Source organism: Brevibacillus gelatini (assembly GCF_050920745.1).
Lineage (GTDB): Bacteria > Bacillota > Bacilli > Brevibacillales > Brevibacillaceae > Brevibacillus > Brevibacillus gelatini.
Window position 1 is genome coordinate 2,097,125 of record NZ_CP154342.1, and the last position, 15,990, is coordinate 2,113,114.

17 protein-coding genes are annotated in these 15,990 nt (G+C 50.5%); 9 read left to right on the top strand and 8 right to left on the bottom strand.

The genetic code is table 11. The features are described from left to right. The first annotated feature begins 62 nt into the window (after positions 1-62). From AAFJ72_RS10450 to AAFJ72_RS10465, 4 genes are all read left to right on the top strand, one after another. Positions 63-950, top strand: coding sequence for a LysR family transcriptional regulator (locus tag AAFJ72_RS10450; RefSeq protein ID WP_122904293.1), 888 nt, complete (start codon positions 63-65; stop codon positions 948-950). A 94-nt stretch (positions 951-1,044) separates the two neighbouring features. After that, complete coding sequence (locus tag AAFJ72_RS10455) at positions 1,045-1,392, top strand: thioredoxin family protein (protein ID WP_122904294.1); 348 nt, start codon at positions 1,045-1,047, stop codon at positions 1,390-1,392. A gap of 30 nt (positions 1,393-1,422) precedes the next feature. Further along, positions 1,423-2,331: an RluA family pseudouridine synthase gene (locus tag AAFJ72_RS10460; RefSeq protein WP_432777012.1), complete on the top strand. Its 909-nt coding sequence runs from the start codon at positions 1,423-1,425 to the stop codon at positions 2,329-2,331. Between the two features lie 59 nt (positions 2,332-2,390). Beyond that, entirely contained in the window at positions 2,391-3,509 is a 1,119-nt protein-coding gene (locus AAFJ72_RS10465) for a YheC/YheD family protein (protein ID WP_432777013.1), read from the top strand. Between the two features lie 125 nt (positions 3,510-3,634). Here AAFJ72_RS10465 and AAFJ72_RS10470 read toward each other — a convergent pair whose 3' ends face one another. The 4 genes from AAFJ72_RS10470 to AAFJ72_RS10485 all read right to left on the bottom strand — a co-directional run bounded on the left by AAFJ72_RS10470 (position 3,635) and on the right by AAFJ72_RS10485 (position 7,422). After that, a complete protein-coding gene (locus AAFJ72_RS10470) occupies positions 3,635-4,594 on the bottom strand; it encodes a carbon-nitrogen hydrolase family protein (protein WP_432777014.1) in 960 nt (319 codons plus the stop codon). A 133-nt stretch (positions 4,595-4,727) separates the two neighbouring features. Further along, positions 4,728-5,063, bottom strand: coding sequence for a hypothetical protein (locus AAFJ72_RS10475; protein ID WP_122904298.1), 336 nt, complete (start codon positions 5,061-5,063; stop codon positions 4,728-4,730). A gap of 160 nt (positions 5,064-5,223) precedes the next feature. Continuing rightward, complete coding sequence (locus AAFJ72_RS10480; protein WP_432777015.1) at positions 5,224-6,348, bottom strand: aminotransferase; 1,125 nt, start codon at positions 6,346-6,348, stop codon at positions 5,224-5,226. Positions 6,349-6,363: 15 nt separating this feature from the next. Beyond that, a complete protein-coding gene (locus tag AAFJ72_RS10485; protein WP_432777016.1) occupies positions 6,364-7,422 on the bottom strand; it encodes an ornithine cyclodeaminase family protein in 1,059 nt (352 codons plus the stop codon). Between the two features lie 131 nt (positions 7,423-7,553). Between AAFJ72_RS10485 and AAFJ72_RS10490 the strand changes: the two genes are divergently transcribed. Next, positions 7,554-8,435 (top strand): LysR family transcriptional regulator, encoded by an 882-nt coding sequence (locus AAFJ72_RS10490; protein WP_122904301.1) that lies wholly within the window; start codon positions 7,554-7,556, stop codon positions 8,433-8,435. Between the two features lie 619 nt (positions 8,436-9,054). Here AAFJ72_RS10490 and AAFJ72_RS10495 read toward each other — a convergent pair. Beyond that, positions 9,055-9,555, bottom strand: coding sequence for an NUDIX hydrolase (locus AAFJ72_RS10495; protein WP_432777017.1), 501 nt, complete (start codon positions 9,553-9,555; stop codon positions 9,055-9,057). Positions 9,556-9,599: 44 nt separating this feature from the next. After that, positions 9,600-10,052, bottom strand: coding sequence for a GNAT family N-acetyltransferase (locus AAFJ72_RS10500; RefSeq protein WP_432777018.1), 453 nt, complete (start codon positions 10,050-10,052; stop codon positions 9,600-9,602). Positions 10,053-10,327: 275 nt separating this feature from the next. Here AAFJ72_RS10500 and AAFJ72_RS10505 point away from each other — a divergent pair, with 275 nt between their 5' ends. The 3 genes from AAFJ72_RS10505 (at position 10,328) to AAFJ72_RS10515 (ending at position 13,375) form a co-directional block, all read left to right on the top strand. After that, entirely contained in the window at positions 10,328-11,695 is a 1,368-nt protein-coding gene (locus tag AAFJ72_RS10505; protein WP_432777019.1) for a D-serine ammonia-lyase, read from the top strand. A 327-nt stretch (positions 11,696-12,022) separates the two neighbouring features. Beyond that, a complete protein-coding gene (locus AAFJ72_RS10510) occupies positions 12,023-12,673 on the top strand; it encodes a helix-turn-helix transcriptional regulator (protein WP_432777020.1) in 651 nt (216 codons plus the stop codon). Between the two features lie 252 nt (positions 12,674-12,925). Further along, the gene (locus tag AAFJ72_RS10515; protein ID WP_432777021.1) at positions 12,926-13,375 is read left to right on the top strand and encodes a hypothetical protein; all 450 of its coding nucleotides are present in this window, start codon (positions 12,926-12,928) and stop codon (positions 13,373-13,375) included. 254 nt (positions 13,376-13,629) lie between these two features. Here the strand turns inward: AAFJ72_RS10515 and AAFJ72_RS10520 are convergent, their stop codons facing one another. After that, entirely contained in the window at positions 13,630-14,571 is a 942-nt protein-coding gene (locus tag AAFJ72_RS10520; RefSeq protein ID WP_432777022.1) for a rhodanese-related sulfurtransferase, read from the bottom strand. 215 nt (positions 14,572-14,786) lie between these two features. Between AAFJ72_RS10520 and dut the strand changes: the two genes are divergently transcribed. Then, complete coding sequence (gene dut / locus AAFJ72_RS10525; RefSeq protein ID WP_122904306.1) at positions 14,787-15,323, top strand: dUTP diphosphatase; 537 nt, start codon at positions 14,787-14,789, stop codon at positions 15,321-15,323. Between the two features lie 129 nt (positions 15,324-15,452). Here dut and AAFJ72_RS10530 read toward each other — a convergent pair whose 3' ends face one another. Next, positions 15,453-15,755: a DUF3846 domain-containing protein gene (locus tag AAFJ72_RS10530; protein WP_432777023.1), complete on the bottom strand. Its 303-nt coding sequence runs from the start codon at positions 15,753-15,755 to the stop codon at positions 15,453-15,455. Positions 15,756-15,990 lie beyond the last annotated feature (235 nt).

Here is a 15,990-nt window from a genome sequence, read left to right on the forward strand (position 1 = left end):
GAAATAGTTCAAAGATATAATAATTATGAGAAGGATAGCTTTTGCCTATCGGGAGGTTTTTTATGGAGTTACGACAGATTCGCTATGTGCTCGCGGTTGCGGAGGAACGCAGCTTTTCGCGGGCAGCCAACCGTCTGCATCTGGCTCAGCCGTCGCTTAGCCAGCAGATTGCCAAACTGGAAAAAATACTCGGGGTTAGCCTGTTCCATCGTTTGCCCCAGCACGTCGAGCTGACGGACGCGGGCCAACGGTTCGTGCAGGTCGCCCAAACACTCGTGGACATGTCCGAAGCGCTGGAGCGGGAAATGCGCGCTTATGCGGTCGGAGAGAGCGGACGGCTGTTGGTAGGCAGCCTGCCGATTACAGGCGCGTATGTGCTGCCGCGCGTTTTGCCCACGTTTACCAAGCAGTTTCCGGGGGTCGAACTGCAACTGATGGAAGAAACATCCAGTCATCTGGAGCAATTGCTCGTGCGGGGAAAAATCGATGTCAGTCTGTTGACGATGCCGATCAGCGACCCTTCCCTGGAGATCATTCCAGCCATCAATGAAGAAATTTTTCTCGCCGTTCCCCCGAATCATCCACTGGCGGACAAAAAGGAAGTGGATCTGGCTCGCCTCGCGGATCAGCCGTTCATTTTGCTCAAGGAAGGCCAGGGCTTCCGGACGATTTCTCTGCGGCTGTGCGAGCAGGCTGGCTTCCGGCCGCGCATCGTGTTTGAGAGCTCCAACATCCAGACGGTCCAGTCGCTTGTGGCGGCCGGGATGGGGTTGTCATTTGCGCCGAAAATGATTACACTCGCACCGGGTACGCTGGAGCCGCCTGTCTACGTGCGGCTTGAGACGAGGCCGTACCGGACGCTTGTCGTCGCCTATCGCAAGGACAAGCCATTGTCCCGCCCGGCAGAAGCGTTTGTGCGCTGTCTGGTGGAGCAGGGCGGCGCCCTGTAGCTTGCGGGAAGAAGTGTCGGGCGCATGCGACAAACGCGCAGTCTTTGTGCTACACTATTGCCAAATCATACTAGGTAGGAAGGAAGATTCCGAGATGAGAGAAATCAAGACAGAAGCAGAATTTGAACAGGCGATTGCATCCAGCAAGCCGGTGGTAGTGAAGTTTTTCACCGATTGGTGCCCGGATTGCCACCGGATTGATCCGTTCATGCCGGAAGTCGAAGAAAAATACAAGGAACAATTGGACATGGTCGCGGTCAATCGCGATACGCTGCCAGACCTGTCGCAGAAGTACGATGTGTTCGGAATCCCTAGCTTCATCGCGTTCAGCCAGGGCAAGGAACTGATTCGTTTTGTCAGCAAGCTTGGAAAAAGCCGCGAGGAGATCGAGCATTTTCTCGACCGCGCTGTCCAGGTGCACAACGGACTCCAGGAGGCGTAACAGCACGAGCATAAGGCAGGGAGATTGACCATGCGATCAATGAAAAAAGAAGGAGAGTGGCTCGTTGCCCGCTTGCAGGCGGACGACGACGCCATCCCGCTCGGGAACCTGCTGCGCGAGGTGTGGAAGCTGCCGCGCAAGCAGGTCCATCTTTTGTTTCAACATAAGGAAGTGCTCGTAGACGGCGCACCCGTCGCCCAGCATGTGCCGGCAAGAGAGGGACAGGAGATTCGCCTGCGGATGTGCCCGCCGGAGCCGCTGGGGCTTGCGCCTGCCAGTGAGCCGCTGCAGGTGTTGTATGAAGACGACCATCTGCTGGTCGTAAACAAGCCAGCAGGCATGCTGCTGCATCCAACCGAGCCGCATCATCACCTGACGCTGGATCATCTGGTGTCGGGGCATTTTTTCCGGACGGGACTGCAAGCGAAGGTGCGCCACGTACATAGACTGGATCAGGATACTTCCGGAGTGGTGCTGTACGCCAAGCACGCCTGGGCGTCTGCGTTGCTGGACGAAATGCTGCGCGAACGCAAAATCAAGCGGACGTATATCGCCTTCGTCTCGGGGCAAATGGCCAAAGGCAGCGGCAAGATCAACGAACCAATCGGCAAGGACAGGTATCACGCGACACGCAGACGCGTGACCCCAAACGGCGATCCTGCCATCACGCATTACGAGGTCAAGGAGCGCTACAAGACAGCGACAAAGGTGGAGTGCAGGCTGGAGACGGGACGCACGCACCAGATTCGCGTCCACATGAGCCATATCGGCCATCCGCTCATCGGCGACGAACTGTACGGCGGCAAGCGCGATCTGGTCAAAAGACAGGCGCTGCACGCTGCGGTTCTGACGTTCGCGCATCCATTTGGGGGAGAAGTCGTGGAAGTGCACGCGCCGCTTCCGCTCGATCTGCTCGCCTTGGAAAAGAAGCTGCGATAAGCGCCATTTGCCCTCTTGCTGAATAAACTGCCAAGGAGGAATCGAGAGAGGGTGGAAGAATGAAACGACCCACAATCGGCATCTTGACTTGGCGGGAGGGCAAACGCTTCGCAGAGCCGACCTATTTCCGGCGACTGCTCAAGGCAGGACAAGAACTGGGCTGCACCGTTTTTTTGTTTTCGCCCAAGGATGTACTCGCTTCGGGCAAGCAGGTGAGAGGATACGTCCTGGATGCGCAAGGCAAATGGCAGGGACGCCTGTTTCCTCGGCCTGACGCTGTATTCGACCGCTACCGCTATACGCCGACGCAAGCGTTTAAAGACTACGTTGCTTTTCGCCGCACCAGCGATTTTTTATACGCAAACAATCGATTGGCGAACAAATGGCGGGTTCACGAAGTGCTTTACCGAGATACGCGCATGCATCGCTGGCTGCCGGAAACTCTGTTATATAACAGAAAAAATCTCATCCAGATGCTGGGGCGGCATTCGCTTTTGTACGTCAAGCCGCTAAATGGTACTGGCGGGCGCAATCTTTTTTCCATCGAGAAGCGCGGGGGCGGCTATCGGCTGCTGGGGCGCGACAAGAAGCGGGCGAAGGTGCAGAGCTTTTTCACGGACATATCCGCCGTCCTGCGCTGGGCTGACCGCTGGACGAGGCAGGAGAAGTTTATCGTCCAGCAGGGACTGAACTTGCAGCTTGTGCCTTCACGCGCCGTAGACATGCGGCTATTGATCCAGAAAAACGGACAGGGCGAGTGGAGCATCACCGGGCACGGCATACGGGTGGGCGGCGAGCGCAGCGCAACCTCCAACCTGCACGGGGGAGGCAAAGCTGTTCCGGTGTCTGATTTCCTGCGCCCGCGCTTCGGCGAGGATCGCACTGCCCAGATTGTCCGCGACTGCGAGGAATTGGCGTATCAGACAGCGCTGACGCTGGAGGATCACTTCGGGCGCATGGTCGAGTTTGGGTTGGACATCGGGATCGACGTGGACGGACGCGCCTGGTTGATCGAAGTGAATCCGAAGCCTGCACGGGAAATTTTCCGAGAAATGGGCGCAATTGAGCAGTACAGACAGGCGATCCGGCGACCGCTGGAGTACGCGCTCTATTTGGCGAAAACACAGGGGCGCGAAGGACGGGAGCCTTTTTTGAAGCGTAAAGTGGCAAGTCGGTAGGGAAGACGGAAGAGAAGGAAACAGCCGAGCTGAGAAAGCATCGGCTGTTTGGTGTGCGTGTGGGGGGAGGCAGTAGGAAGTTTTTTGGGGGAAATCTCCAAAAATTCTTTCCAAACAGTATGCCGTCACTCATCCTTTTTTGAAACCCGAACAATGTCCTGTTTCTGACGATTGACGATTAATTGGAATACATCAGGACGACTGTAATGGCCTACCACATCGAAGTCATATCGGCTTTGCGTGACCAAGGAAAGATCCAGATTTGCAATCAGAATGCCTTCCTGATTATAAAGAGGTTCCACAATATATTCCCCAAGTGGTCCAACGATGGCGCTGCCCCCTCTGCATAAAATGTCGGGGTCCTGCTTAATGTCATCGTAACAAGCCAAGTCTGTCGGATACGTATCTTTAGTCACGAACTGGTTGCAGGAAATAACAAAGCAACGCCCTTCACAGGCAATATGCTGTATAGTGGCCTGCCAGGTGTCTCGGGCATCTGCCGTAGGAGTAATAAAGATGTCAATCCCTTGAGCGTACATGGCTGTTCGAGCAAGCGGCATGTAATTTTCCCAGCAAATCAAACCGCCAATTCTTCCGAAGGGAGTATCGATGACCGTTAGCGTGCTTCCATCCCCTTGCCCCCATAACAGTCGCTCAGAACCTGTTGGCACGAGTTTTCTGTGTTTGCCCAGAACATTCCCGTCCGGGCCTATATACACAATGGAATTGTATAAAGTTCCTCTGCTGAATTCCCGATCCCGTTCCACGACGCCTATAGCTAGATAGACTCCGGTCTCTCTGGCAAGCTCACCTAGAAGCTCCGTTTCTACGCCAGGTACGTCAATCGAATTTTCCCAGTATCGTTCCCAGTCACTTCGTCCAGCGGTATTCCGGCTCCCGACACGTGTACCAAAGTATAACCCTCTCGGATAACCCGGCAAGAAAACTTCAGGAAAGACAACTAAATTAGCTCCTTTTCCAGCAGCTTCCTTCGTCATCCTTACAATTTTGTCCAAGGATGATTGCTTGTTAAAAAGAATAGGTGCGGATTGGACAACTGCTACACATATAGCTCTTCTATTCATTTTAGTAAGTTCTCCTTATTATTAAATTTTTTCAGAGTAATCATGGGAAAGCTCTGCAATCATGGCATCCATTCGTTTGCTTTCAGAGGCTAATATTCGCCTGAGCGATCACTCCTCACTGAATCTCGACTTGCTATCTATGATAAAAGAAAAAGTATGAAAACAAACCATCCAATGTTATATCGATTAAACCATCCACTGCAAAACTCTTTGTACTTTCCTCAGCAAAAAACCATCCAAATTCGAAGAGACAAACACCATTCATGTTCAGTTGATAGAGATTTGACATGATGATGCTGAAAACAGGGTCTTTTATTTGAAAATAAAATGGAAGCATACGCCGAACTGGCATTGGAATGTGATGGGTATAAACTTCCAGTAACATGCCTTTTTGTGCAATTTTTTGACGCCATTGTTTCAATATGTTGAACATGGATGGGTAAAACGATCTCGGACTGGATGGCGACATTCAAAACACACCTAAGCAAACAGTTGGTACAGCCAACCCCCGTTCGGCACTTACACCCTAGAGCTATCGCCCATCCTGGGCGCACTGAGAAGGAAACAGCCGAGCTGATGAAGCATCGGCTGTTTGGTGTGCGTGTGGGGGGAGGGGAGTGAGTAACGAATTACTTCATTTTCCGTACATACTCTGATACCTGCTCAAGTCCAGCTTGTAAAACTTCTGTACTGCAAGCATAACCAATGCGAACATAACCATCCATATCAAAGCACGTACCAGGTGTCAAAAATGCACCAGTATTCGCCAGTAGACCTGTACAAAAAGTAACAGAAGGGACTGGAAAATCATATTTCAACATAGCTGTCGTTCCCGCACGTGGTTTTACATAGGAGAAGGATTCTTCATTATTCACCCATTCATCCAGGAGGGCAAGGTTGTCTCGCACAATTTTGCGATTTCTCCTTAAAATCTTGTCGTAGTTTTTCAGTGCATGGACAGCGAGTATATCGTCTAACATCCCGCAACTGATCGTTGTGTAATCACGGTGCTTCATACATTCCGCAATTACCTCTTGTGGAGCAACAATCCAACCAAGACGAAGCCCTGCGAGAGAGAGTGCTTTTGAAACGCTTGATGTGCTAATTCCCTTCTCATATAGATCAGCGATTGATGGGACATCGGCGTCATCATCTTGGAGTAAGTTCCGATAGACTTCATCACAAAGGACATAAGCTCCACAAGATCGTGCAATCTCAACGATTTTTTCCAGAATATCCCGTTCCAATAAAGCACCAGAAGGGTTATTCGGATTATTAATACAAATCATTTTCGTGTTCGGTCTAATCAGAGACTTCAACTCGTCCAGATCGGGGAGAAAATGATTTTCAGGGCGTAGCTTCAAGAGGTCTACTGTTGCACCGAATGATTGAGGAACCTCATAAATTTGCTGATAGGTCGGATGCACCGCAATTACGTGATCGCCAGGTTGAACAAGGGAGTAAAAAACTAAAAAGTTGGCGCCAATTCCCCCATTCATGACGAGAACTTGATGAGGATTAATGGTTGTGTACAAGTTCGCAACTAGCTGCCTGAACTCGGGAGAACCCTCAATATGACCATAGGTTAACTTAAGAGGATAGAGGGAACGGAAAAAATCATCAGGGTTTGAACCATCTAACGTAACGAGTTCCTCTAACGTGAGGGAGTCCACACATGTTTCCGCAATATTAAAAGTAGCGCTCTTTTCATATGCATTCATCCATTCTTCTACGGAGAAAGACTTGATTTTCATGATTCATATCCTCCCTTACAGGTTAGCAACGATTCCGATTCCTTTTGCTTCCGCTTGTTTTAAAATGTAATCAGCCGTAATCAAGTCTTGCAGGGCGATCCCTGTGCTATCAAAGATCGTAATGTCGTCATCTGAAAGACGGCCGGTTGTTGTACCGAGAATCACACTACCAATTTCCGCAAGAATGTTATCTTTTTCTATTATTCCTTTTTTGATCGGTATCTCCGTTTCTCCTACCTGAACAGCTTGGGCAACATCATCAACAAATACTCTTGCAGAAGCGAAAATTCTTTCGTCTATTTCCTGTTTTCCCGCCATATCTGCCCCTACGCAAGAAAAGTGTGTTCCGGGCCGAACCCATTCTTTTTGGATGATCGGTTGTCGAGAAGGAGTTGCGGTAATAATAATATCTGCTTCCCCTGTTGCCTTCTGAATCTGGTCAGTTGCCACAAATTCAACTTGTTCGATTCGAGAAGCGTATTCCTCAAATAACATCTGATTTTCCCTATACGGAGACAAAAACTTTTCTTTTAATTTTGCTGATAGTGAAGAGCAGAATGATGTTGCTTTTTCCAATGATTGATGATTGTAAACCGTCACCTTCTTGATATGCTCCATGAGCATCAGCGTTGACATAATTTGATAAGGAGCTAAGTGACCTGTTCCGACGATAAGTAAATGCTCAGACTCTTTTCTTGCAAGATACTTTGCACCAATCCCACCAGCTGCTCCTGTCCGCATCAAGGTGATTGCTTCTCCTCCCATCATCCCAATGGGGACGCCTGTTTGGCTGTCGAGTACGAGCACAAAACCAGTGAGGGGAGGCAACTGTTTGGAAGGATTATCCCCAAACCATGACACGAGTTTTAATCCGAAAATATCAGCTCCCATCAGATGTCCTGATTTAATGTCCATGTCTGCTTTTCCTGGGGAAAATTCATGGAATACCATCGGGAACAACGCGGCCTCTTTTTGTGCCTTTAACGAATAAGCACGCTCAACCAATTCGATTACCTGTTTCATATCCAATAATTTTTCTACATTCTGCTGATTCATGATTCGAAATGGAAACAATTCTGCTCCTCCTTTGTAGACATTGAAATCTTGTTGGTCTTACTTTAGCATAGGGTCTAATTATAAGAACAATTGATGTATGTTATCGTCACTATCACGAATTTTTAGAGACGGCCAAGGAGAAGAGAAATATGGAACTTCGAACATTGAAAACCTTCCAGGTAGTTGCTACCCATCTGAATCAGACGAAAGCTGCCGAGATTCTTGGATATACGCAACCGACGATCACTATGCATATAAGGAATCTGGAACAGGAGATCGGTCACTCATTGTTTCATCGGGTTGGGAAGAAAACGTATTTGACTCCGGCAGGAAAAGTATTGAAACAGCATGCAGATAGACTCTTGGACTGTGTAGAGGAAATGAACAGAGCATTGAACCGATTGCATGATCCCTATGGCACATTGGTTATAGCAGCGCCCGAATACTATTGGACTCATTTTTTGACGATTCTTATCCACACCTTTGTGAAACTTCATCCGCAAGTAAAGTTAAAACTGGTCTCTTGTAACAGCGGAGACGTCATTCGAATGGTCACTTCTCGTGAAGCAGATGTGGGGATTATTGCCGGGCAAAATAGAAATGAAGAACTGGAATTTGTTTCGCTTGATGCAGAAGAGCTGCTATTGGTCATTAGAAAAGACCTCCATCAAAACAACGACCTTTCCGCCATTCTGCAAAAGTATCCCTTACTCTATAAAGAGAGCTATCATCTTGATGGGCTGTATGATCGTTGTATGGAAGAGATACCAACGCCGAAAGCTGTAATTGAAAGTGGCAGTGAAGAAGCGATTAAGCAAGCAATTATCAATGGGACAGGTGTCGGAATAATCAGTGGTGAATTCATTAGCGAGGAAATAAGAAAGGAAGAACTCATTCCTTTGCATCGCTTTAATCAGACTTTGGATACCTTTTTAATTGCACGCAAGGATCGTTCTGATGAAATTACCATTCACGCATTTGTAGAACTGGTAATGGAAGGGTGGGGCGAGGCGGTTGAAGAATCCATGTAACTACACTTCATTGCAGCATATAGCCGCATCCGCATCACAGGCAGTGCGGCTATTTTACCTTTTTACTCCAATAACTAAGCTGCTGATCTGATGCCTGTGATTCCTTTCTCTCCTCTACCACCTAACCACCAAAAAATTGTCGGGTGGGTCAGTTCTAAAACGATGAGGGTGGGCCAAAATAAAGTCGGCATTTAAATTTACATAATAATTGTTATGTAAACTATTGAGTCGGTGTGTCCTTGCGACAAGTGAGTGGAGCAATGGAACTATGCCACTAGAAGCGCAAGGACAGCAAAAGAGAAGGGAACGAGTATCCCTCGTTGTTCCGTCATACTAAAAACAAGACAGAGCCTCTTTGCAAATGATAGTAACCGATGATTTTAATTCAAGTGAACGTAGCTGTTAAGTGCTATCTCAAGACAAGAATAAAATCATAAGACGCGTATATAAAAAATTCTATGTAGATAATTAAAAAGAAAGTCAGGCAATTTTTCCGTAAACAAACCGATGAAATTACACTGTTATCCATGTGGATCACATCCTTGGATAGGGCTGAATTTAACCGACCGAATCATGGAATCGATAACTTTTTCGTAAGTTCAGGTGTATAGTAAGGGAATCAACCAAACAGGTATGGAGATAATTCCGGAAGCGAAGCGCGCTCGTAGCCAACCACCCGGCCGCTTTCATACGTAAATGCGTGCTCGACAGGCTCGTCGTTTTCCAACATATACGGTAAAAAACGCGGGACATTTTCCGCGATTCCTTCGTTGTCCGGGTGCAAGATCCAGTCCAGCGTCACCCAGTCCAGAATGCCTTCCTCGACTCGCCGGGGCGTGTCAAAACGCTCCCATGCATCCGGAAGCTCGGCTACGAAAGCGTACATTCCGCCAAGCACCTTCCCGTCGAGCTTCCACGAGACGACTCCTTTGTAGCGGGCGGAGGTCAACGGAATGCCGGTTTCTTCGAATACCTCGCGGAGAACGCAGGCAAGCGGTGACTCGTTTGGCGCGAGCTTGCCGCCGACGCCGTTCCAGCGGCCCATCAATGGCGGTTTGCGTCGATTCAACAGCAGAAACTCGTTTTGATGCTTAAGAAAACAGATCGTGTATGTATACATGGGATTCCTTTCTGATAGGGCAATGATGGCGATATGGCCAGCCTTCAAATATCTCGGGAGAGGCGTACCATATCCGTCAACAGAATGCCGTTTTCATAGATCGATTCTTCGTAATGTCTGAGAAAAAAGTCGCGGTCGATCCAGGTCATGCGAAACCCGCATTTCTGGTACAGGGCGAGCTGATTCAGGCTGGAATTGCCTGTGCCGACCTCAATCGTTTTGTATCCGGACGCCTTTGCTACCTCGATGGCGTGCAAAACGAGTTGTTTGCCGATGCCTTTTCCTTGATGGTCTTCATCCACCGCGATATTGACCAGCTCAATCGTGTCCGGGCGGGTAGGAAGCAGGACGTAGACCCCGACGACGGCCGCGTCCTGGACGGCGACATAGCACTGTCCCCTTTGCAGGTAGTCTTCCACCAATTTTGGCGAAGGATCTGCAAGCAACAGCAGCGGCATGGGGGCCTCCTCGTGCGGAGCCAGCTTTCTGATTTCCATTTTTTTCTCTCCTTTTGGCTGGGGCTTCGTCTGCTTTTGCAGCATAGACCTGCCAGCTTCCAGCCGTTGCTTGCTATTGGCTAGCTTTGTATTTGTGCTATTATAACAATCGTGAAAAAAGTTTGCAAAATGTGCCAATTGCGATGCGGATACGCATGAGCTGGTAAAAATATATACAGTCACGATGCGACCGAGCAAGTATACCACACCGGTCGCATCACCGGGCGAACAAGCAACCTGGCGAGCAGCAGGAACAAAAAATGGAGGCGATTGCGATGGAAAACCGTATGATAGTAGCAGGAAAATCAATCGAGCAGTGGAAGCGGGAGTATCCGTTATTGTCCGAAATGATGGCGACGAAGGAAGTATTTTGGACAAACCCGGGCTATGCTCCCATCGCCCGTGCGGCTCTGTCGGTGACGGCCGATGAGATACACGAGGCGGAGGAACGATTGCGCCGATTCGCGCCGTTCATTCAACGCGCATTTCCGGAAACAGCCGAGGCAGGCGGGTTGATCGAGTCGCCGCTCGTATCCATCGGCAAAATGCAAAACGAGCTGGCGGCCCGCTTCGCACAGGAAATTCCGGGACGGCTCCTGCTGAAGTGCGATAGCCACCTGCCAATCGCAGGCTCCATCAAGGCGAGAGGCGGCATCTACGAGGTGCTCGCCCACGCGGAGGATTTGGCCAGAAAGCACGGTCTATTGCCCCTTGACAGGGACTACGCCGTGTTTGCCTCTGATTCGTATCGCGAGCTGTTTTCCCGCTACTCCATCGCTGTAGGGTCGACGGGCAATCTTGGACTGAGTATCGGGATCATCAGTGCGAAGCTCGGCTTTCGGGTGACGGTACATATGTCCGCAGATGCAAAAGCCTGGAAAAAGGAACTGCTCCGCGCAAAGGGCGTGCAAGTGATCGAATACCAGTCCGACTACGGAAAAGCGGTGGAAGAGGGCAGAAAACAGGCGGAAGCCGACCCAAATTGCTATTTTATTGACGATGAAAATTCCAGACGGCTGTTTCTCGGTTACGCGGTGGCCGCAAGACGTTTGCAAAAGCAGTTGGAGGAGCAGCAGGTTGTGGTCGACAGCGAGCATCCGCTCTTCGTGTACTTGCCGTGCGGGGTGGGCGGCGGACCGGGCGGCGTCGCCTACGGCTTGAAGCTCGTGTACGGCGATCACGTCCATTGCTTTTTTGCGGAGCCGACACATTCGCCTTGTATGCTGCTCGGCCTGATGACGGGCCTGCATGACCAGGTCGCCGTGCAAGACTTTGGTATCGACAACAGGACAGAAGCGGACGGACTGGCAGTGGGGCGGCCATCCCGTTTCGTCGGCAAGGTGATGGAATCGCTGCTCAGCGGTGTTTACACCGTGGCAGACGAGGAGTTGTACCGATTGCTGCGGGCGCTGCGCGACAGCGAGTCTGTGCGGCTGGAGCCGTCTGCGCTGGCTGGCATGCCGGGACCTGTGCGCCTGCTTGCACACGCGGCCGGGCAGCGCTACATTGACCAGCATGGCCTTGCTGGCAAGCTGGCAAACGCGACCCATATCGTCTGGGCGACCGGGGGCAGCCTGGTGCCAGCGCACATTCAGGAAGAATATTATGCCAAAGGCTTGCAGTATGACCAGAGCAGCATCTAGTCGCAAAAAGAAACGCGGTCGCCCGAGCGGGGTCAGTCCCCAGTGTGACGGCGTTTCTTTTTACTTTATGCAGACTGCGGAAATGGAAGAAAAATTCGGCGCACAGCAAGAAATATGCATAAGGTTTGCGAATAAATTTTTCTGTTCATCTGCACTGATAAGCAAAATGAAAACGTATAGCTAACAGGAATACCAGTAGTGGTCTGTCTACAGTCTTGATATATAAAAAATTCTATCCCTCTTTTCATTTCCAAGAAAAAAATATACGATACCCTTAATGATTTATAGGCATCTGCATTAACGTCAGGGACGAAAGGAGCGGGAAGCATGGGGAAATATGCGGAGGAATTGAAACGGTACATTCCGGTTGCCGATGCCATAGCGCGGACTTTCGGCAGAAACTGCGAGGTCGTCTTGCACGATTTGAGCTCGCCACAAGCTTCGGTTATTTACACCGCCAACAACCACGTAACAGGCAGCGCCATCGGCGAATCGTTCCATCCTCTCCTTACACAGGTGCTTTTGTCCCAAAAGTTGCAAAATGACGTCGTAGCCAACTATCGCACCGAGACGGAGGACGGGCGGGCGATCAAGTCGACGACGGCCTTGATCCGCAATGCCAAAGGAGAGGCCATCGGCGCTTTTTGCATCAACATCGACATCCAGCCGCTGGTCCACACACGCGCGTTCATCGAGGACTTCATCCGCATGGACGAGGAGCCGCCGGCGCGGGAAGAAGTGGACGGCGTGCAAAACGTGTGGGAGATCGTGGAAAAAATAATTGCCCAAATGATCTCCGGAAAAGATGTGGAGAAAATCGACAAAAGCGAAAAGCTGCGAATCGTCCAGTTCATGGACAAAAAGGGCGTGTTTTTGATTAAAGGCGCACTGGAGAAAGTGGCATCCGAATTGAAAATTTCCAAGGTGACGATGTACAGCTATCTGGATGAACTGCGAAAAAGCGAGAAGCCGGAATAGGAGGGGGGCAAAAAGCAGGCGTGCGGCAGCTTCGCATGGAGATGGCACGTTTTTTGCGTTCGGGGGCAGGACTCGTTACTCGTGAGGTCGAATCCTGTATGTAAGAGCCTGGCGCACCAAGTCAAAAGGTCCGTCTGCGAGTTTTGCGGCGGTTTTTTCTGCTTTCCCAGCACAATCGACATTTTCTCGCCTGTTTTTTGACTAGCGACAGCCTGTTTTTGGCGAAAATGGGATCGTAAAGGAGTGGTGAGGATGGAGCAGGTTCTTCAACTCGTAAAAGATTACTGGCCCGTTGCGGTTTGTATCATCGTGGTGATTTTGGCTGCACAATGGGTCGTGCGCAGCTTGATCCGCATCCTTTCGCTTGCGGCTATTTTCGGAGTGGTGCTGGTGCTGTTCTTCCAGTTCAGCCCGGAGGAAGTCATTCAGATGGGGCGGCAAGCCGCGGTAGCTACCCAGGAAGTGGTGGACAAGACGATTACTCCAGTGCTGGACAGCGAACTGAAGGATGCCGACATTACGTTTCAACCGGATGGCAGCTATGAAGTCAAGACGGCCAGCATTCGCATCGTGGGCAAAAAAGGAGAGACGAAGGCGACTGTCTACTACAAGGACGAAAAGTGGGAAGTGGACATCGGCCAGCTCGGCAAGCTGTTCCAGGACAGAATTGGCAAAGCGGAGCAGGAAACGGCGACCATGTAAAAAACGCATGAACCTGTAGGTTCGATGCGTTTTTTTATGTCTGTTTATTAAGTTTGCCAAAGCGGACGCCGTCATGGACGGTTTGGCAGAAATGTGCGCGATTGCGCTTTCGGCTATTCAGCTTGCGCGCATCGCTCGCCAGGCATCCATAGAGACAACAGAAAGATGGACAGATCCAAGGTGAGGGGAGAGAAAGCACAAAAAAACAAGCTGACCTCCACAAAGGACTGTCAGCTTGTCTGGTTTTAGATGGGTTATGCGTTTGCTCCGGCAGCTTGCAGCTTCGCTTTTTCTTCCTCGACGAAGCGGTTGCGCGGATGCTCCCGGCATTCGTCGGAGCAGGAACGTTTGTATTTTTGCTCGCACTCAGGGCAGCAGAAGTGCTGCTTGTTGCAGAACGGATTCGCACAGTTTACATAGCGGTCTTCGACAGTACCGCAGTAGTAGCAGCGGCCAATCACTACGTCTTCTTCGGTGTGGTTGATCGGTACGGAGATGCGCTCGTCGAACACGTAGCATTTTCCGTCCCACAGGCGGCCTTTTACTTCCGGGTCTTTACCGTAGGTGACGATTCCGCCATGGAGCTGGTACACATCTTTAAAGCCTTGTTCCAACAGCACGCCGGTCAGCTTTTCGCAGCGAATACCGCCTGTGCAATAGGTGAGGACTTTTTTGTCCTTGAATTGGCTCATGTTTTTCGCGATCCACTCAGGAAACTCGCGGGAGGACTCGACTTCCGGACGGATTGCGCCGCGGAAGTGACCGAGATCGTATTCGTAGTAGTTGCGGCCATCGAGGATCACGACGTCCTCTTGCTGCATCATTTCGTAAAATTCTTTTGGGCTCAAATATTTCCCGGTTTTGACGTTTGGATCAACATCTTTTTCCAGACGCCAGGTCACCAGTTCTTTTTTCGCGCGGACGAACATCTTTTTGAACGCGTGCCCGTCCACCTCGTCTATTTTAAACCACATGTCGGCAAAACGCGGGTCTTTTCGCACATACTCCATGTAAGCATCTGTCTGCTCAATGGTACCGGATACCGTTCCGTTGATGCCCTCAGGGGCGACGATAATCCGTCCTTTCAGACCAATCTCCTTGCAAAATTGCAAGTGTTCAGCAGCATACTCCTCATAGTTGTCCACTGGAGTATACTTGTAGTAAAGCAGCACACGATATGGCTTTTGTACTTGCAAGGTACAGTTCCACCTTTCTTTTTCCATTGTAGTTTTTGGTGCAACGGTGATTATAGCACAATCCGGGGGCAAAAACCTAGAAAAAAGAAAAGGGATTTGTGAGCGTTCTATGAAAACGTGCCGAAAACAGGCAAAAAAGTGGCGAGCTTTCCGGACATCTTGTACACTATGGAAGGAAATCAGCTAATGAGGCGATAGATGAGGAGAGACTTGGAATGAAGCTGACAAATGAGCGCCTGGTTGCGCAGGTAAAACTGAAAAAGCTGCATCCGGATGCCGTGATCCCGCAATATGCGCGTGCCATGGACGCCGGATTTGATCTGGTAGCGGTGGAAGATACGATTATTGCCCCGGGGCAGTCTGCCAAAATCCCGACCGGACTTGCTTTTGCCTTGCCGGAAGGGTATGAGCTGCAAGTGCGCCCGCGTTCCGGGATTGGCGCAAAGACAAAGCTGCGCCTTTCGAATGCGCCGGGAACTGTCGATGCGGGTTATCGCGGAGAGGTGTGCGTATTGATGGACAACATCCGCATTCCTTCTGGCAAGCTCGGCAAAGTATGTCTGGATGCAAGTGAAAAAGAAGTGGAGGTAGCTGAGGAAGTGGACGCGCACAGCTACTTCATCAAGAAAGGCGACCGGATTGCGCAAGGTGTGATCGGACTGGTTCCTGTTGCCCAATTTGAGGTTGTCGACGAACTGGATGAAACGGAAAGAGGAACAGGCGGCTTCGGCAGCAGCGGCATCAACGGCTAAGCAAAAGCTGGCGCCATCCACAAAAAACAAAAAGACCCCTGAGAAGCAGCGTGTGCTGGCGCAATCAGCGCATCTGCTGGCAGATCAGGGGTCTTTTTGCTGTGCGCTCATGTTACGAGCAAGCTGCGATTACACTTTGGACGCAAGGAAGCGGTCGATGCGGCTAATATCTTCCTCCGTGAGCGAGCGGCCGTCCGCTTTGACGAACACGCACGGACCGTAGACCCAGTCCAGATAGCCGTCAAAGGTAATTGGAAAATTGTTTCCCAGCACGCCGCGCCCATCTTCATTCACAATCAAGGAAATTCCTTCCAAATGATCGTCGACCACCACTTCAAAGTCGCCGTCCACCAGTTCGCTCAAGGAGCTGGTATCGGCAATGTCGAGCTTCTCCGCCTGTTCATGCGGACGTTTTACATAGACGGTAATCACGTTCCTTCACTCCTTTATCCTTTCATCATAACCGAAAGCAAAAAAATGCGCGAGACGGATGTCCGCGTCGGGTGATTGGACGAGGCGTTCGCCGACCCGCAAGAGCGCGGCGGCCTCAGCCTGCACAAAAGAAACCAGCGGCGCAAGGGAAAGTCTTGATCCCGAGAATTTGGATTGCCGCTCGCGCTCACCTCGCCCGCCTATGGGGCATAAAGTGGATGGGAAATAGGATTGA

Excerpts from the sequence above, each read along its gene's own strand:
- AAFJ72_RS10500 (WP_432777018.1), bottom strand. The coding sequence starts at position 10,052 with ATGGAAATCAGAAAGCTGGCTCCGCACGAGGAGGCCCCCATGCCGCTG.
- AAFJ72_RS10495 (WP_432777017.1), bottom strand. The coding sequence starts at position 9,555 with ATGTATACATACACGATCTGTTTTCTTAAGCATCAAAACGAGTTTCTG.
- AAFJ72_RS10455 (WP_122904294.1), top strand. The coding sequence starts at position 1,045 with ATGAGAGAAATCAAGACAGAAGCAGAATTTGAACAGGCGATTGCATCC.
- AAFJ72_RS10475 (WP_122904298.1), bottom strand. The coding sequence starts at position 5,063 with ATGTCGCCATCCAGTCCGAGATCGTTTTACCCATCCATGTTCAACATA.
- AAFJ72_RS10450 (WP_122904293.1), top strand. The coding sequence starts at position 63 with ATGGAGTTACGACAGATTCGCTATGTGCTCGCGGTTGCGGAGGAACGC.
- AAFJ72_RS10505 (WP_432777019.1), top strand. The coding sequence starts at position 10,328 with ATGGAAAACCGTATGATAGTAGCAGGAAAATCAATCGAGCAGTGGAAG.
- dut (WP_122904306.1), top strand. The coding sequence starts at position 14,787 with ATGAAGCTGACAAATGAGCGCCTGGTTGCGCAGGTAAAACTGAAAAAG.
- AAFJ72_RS10460 (WP_432777012.1), top strand. The coding sequence starts at position 1,423 with ATGCGATCAATGAAAAAAGAAGGAGAGTGGCTCGTTGCCCGCTTGCAG.
- AAFJ72_RS10470 (WP_432777014.1), bottom strand. The coding sequence starts at position 4,594 with ATGAATAGAAGAGCTATATGTGTAGCAGTTGTCCAATCCGCACCTATT.
- AAFJ72_RS10480 (WP_432777015.1), bottom strand. The coding sequence starts at position 6,348 with ATGAAAATCAAGTCTTTCTCCGTAGAAGAATGGATGAATGCATATGAA.
- AAFJ72_RS10515 (WP_432777021.1), top strand. The coding sequence starts at position 12,926 with ATGGAGCAGGTTCTTCAACTCGTAAAAGATTACTGGCCCGTTGCGGTT.
- AAFJ72_RS10490 (WP_122904301.1), top strand. The coding sequence starts at position 7,554 with ATGGAACTTCGAACATTGAAAACCTTCCAGGTAGTTGCTACCCATCTG.
- AAFJ72_RS10510 (WP_432777020.1), top strand. The coding sequence starts at position 12,023 with ATGGGGAAATATGCGGAGGAATTGAAACGGTACATTCCGGTTGCCGAT.
- AAFJ72_RS10465 (WP_432777013.1), top strand. The coding sequence starts at position 2,391 with ATGAAACGACCCACAATCGGCATCTTGACTTGGCGGGAGGGCAAACGC.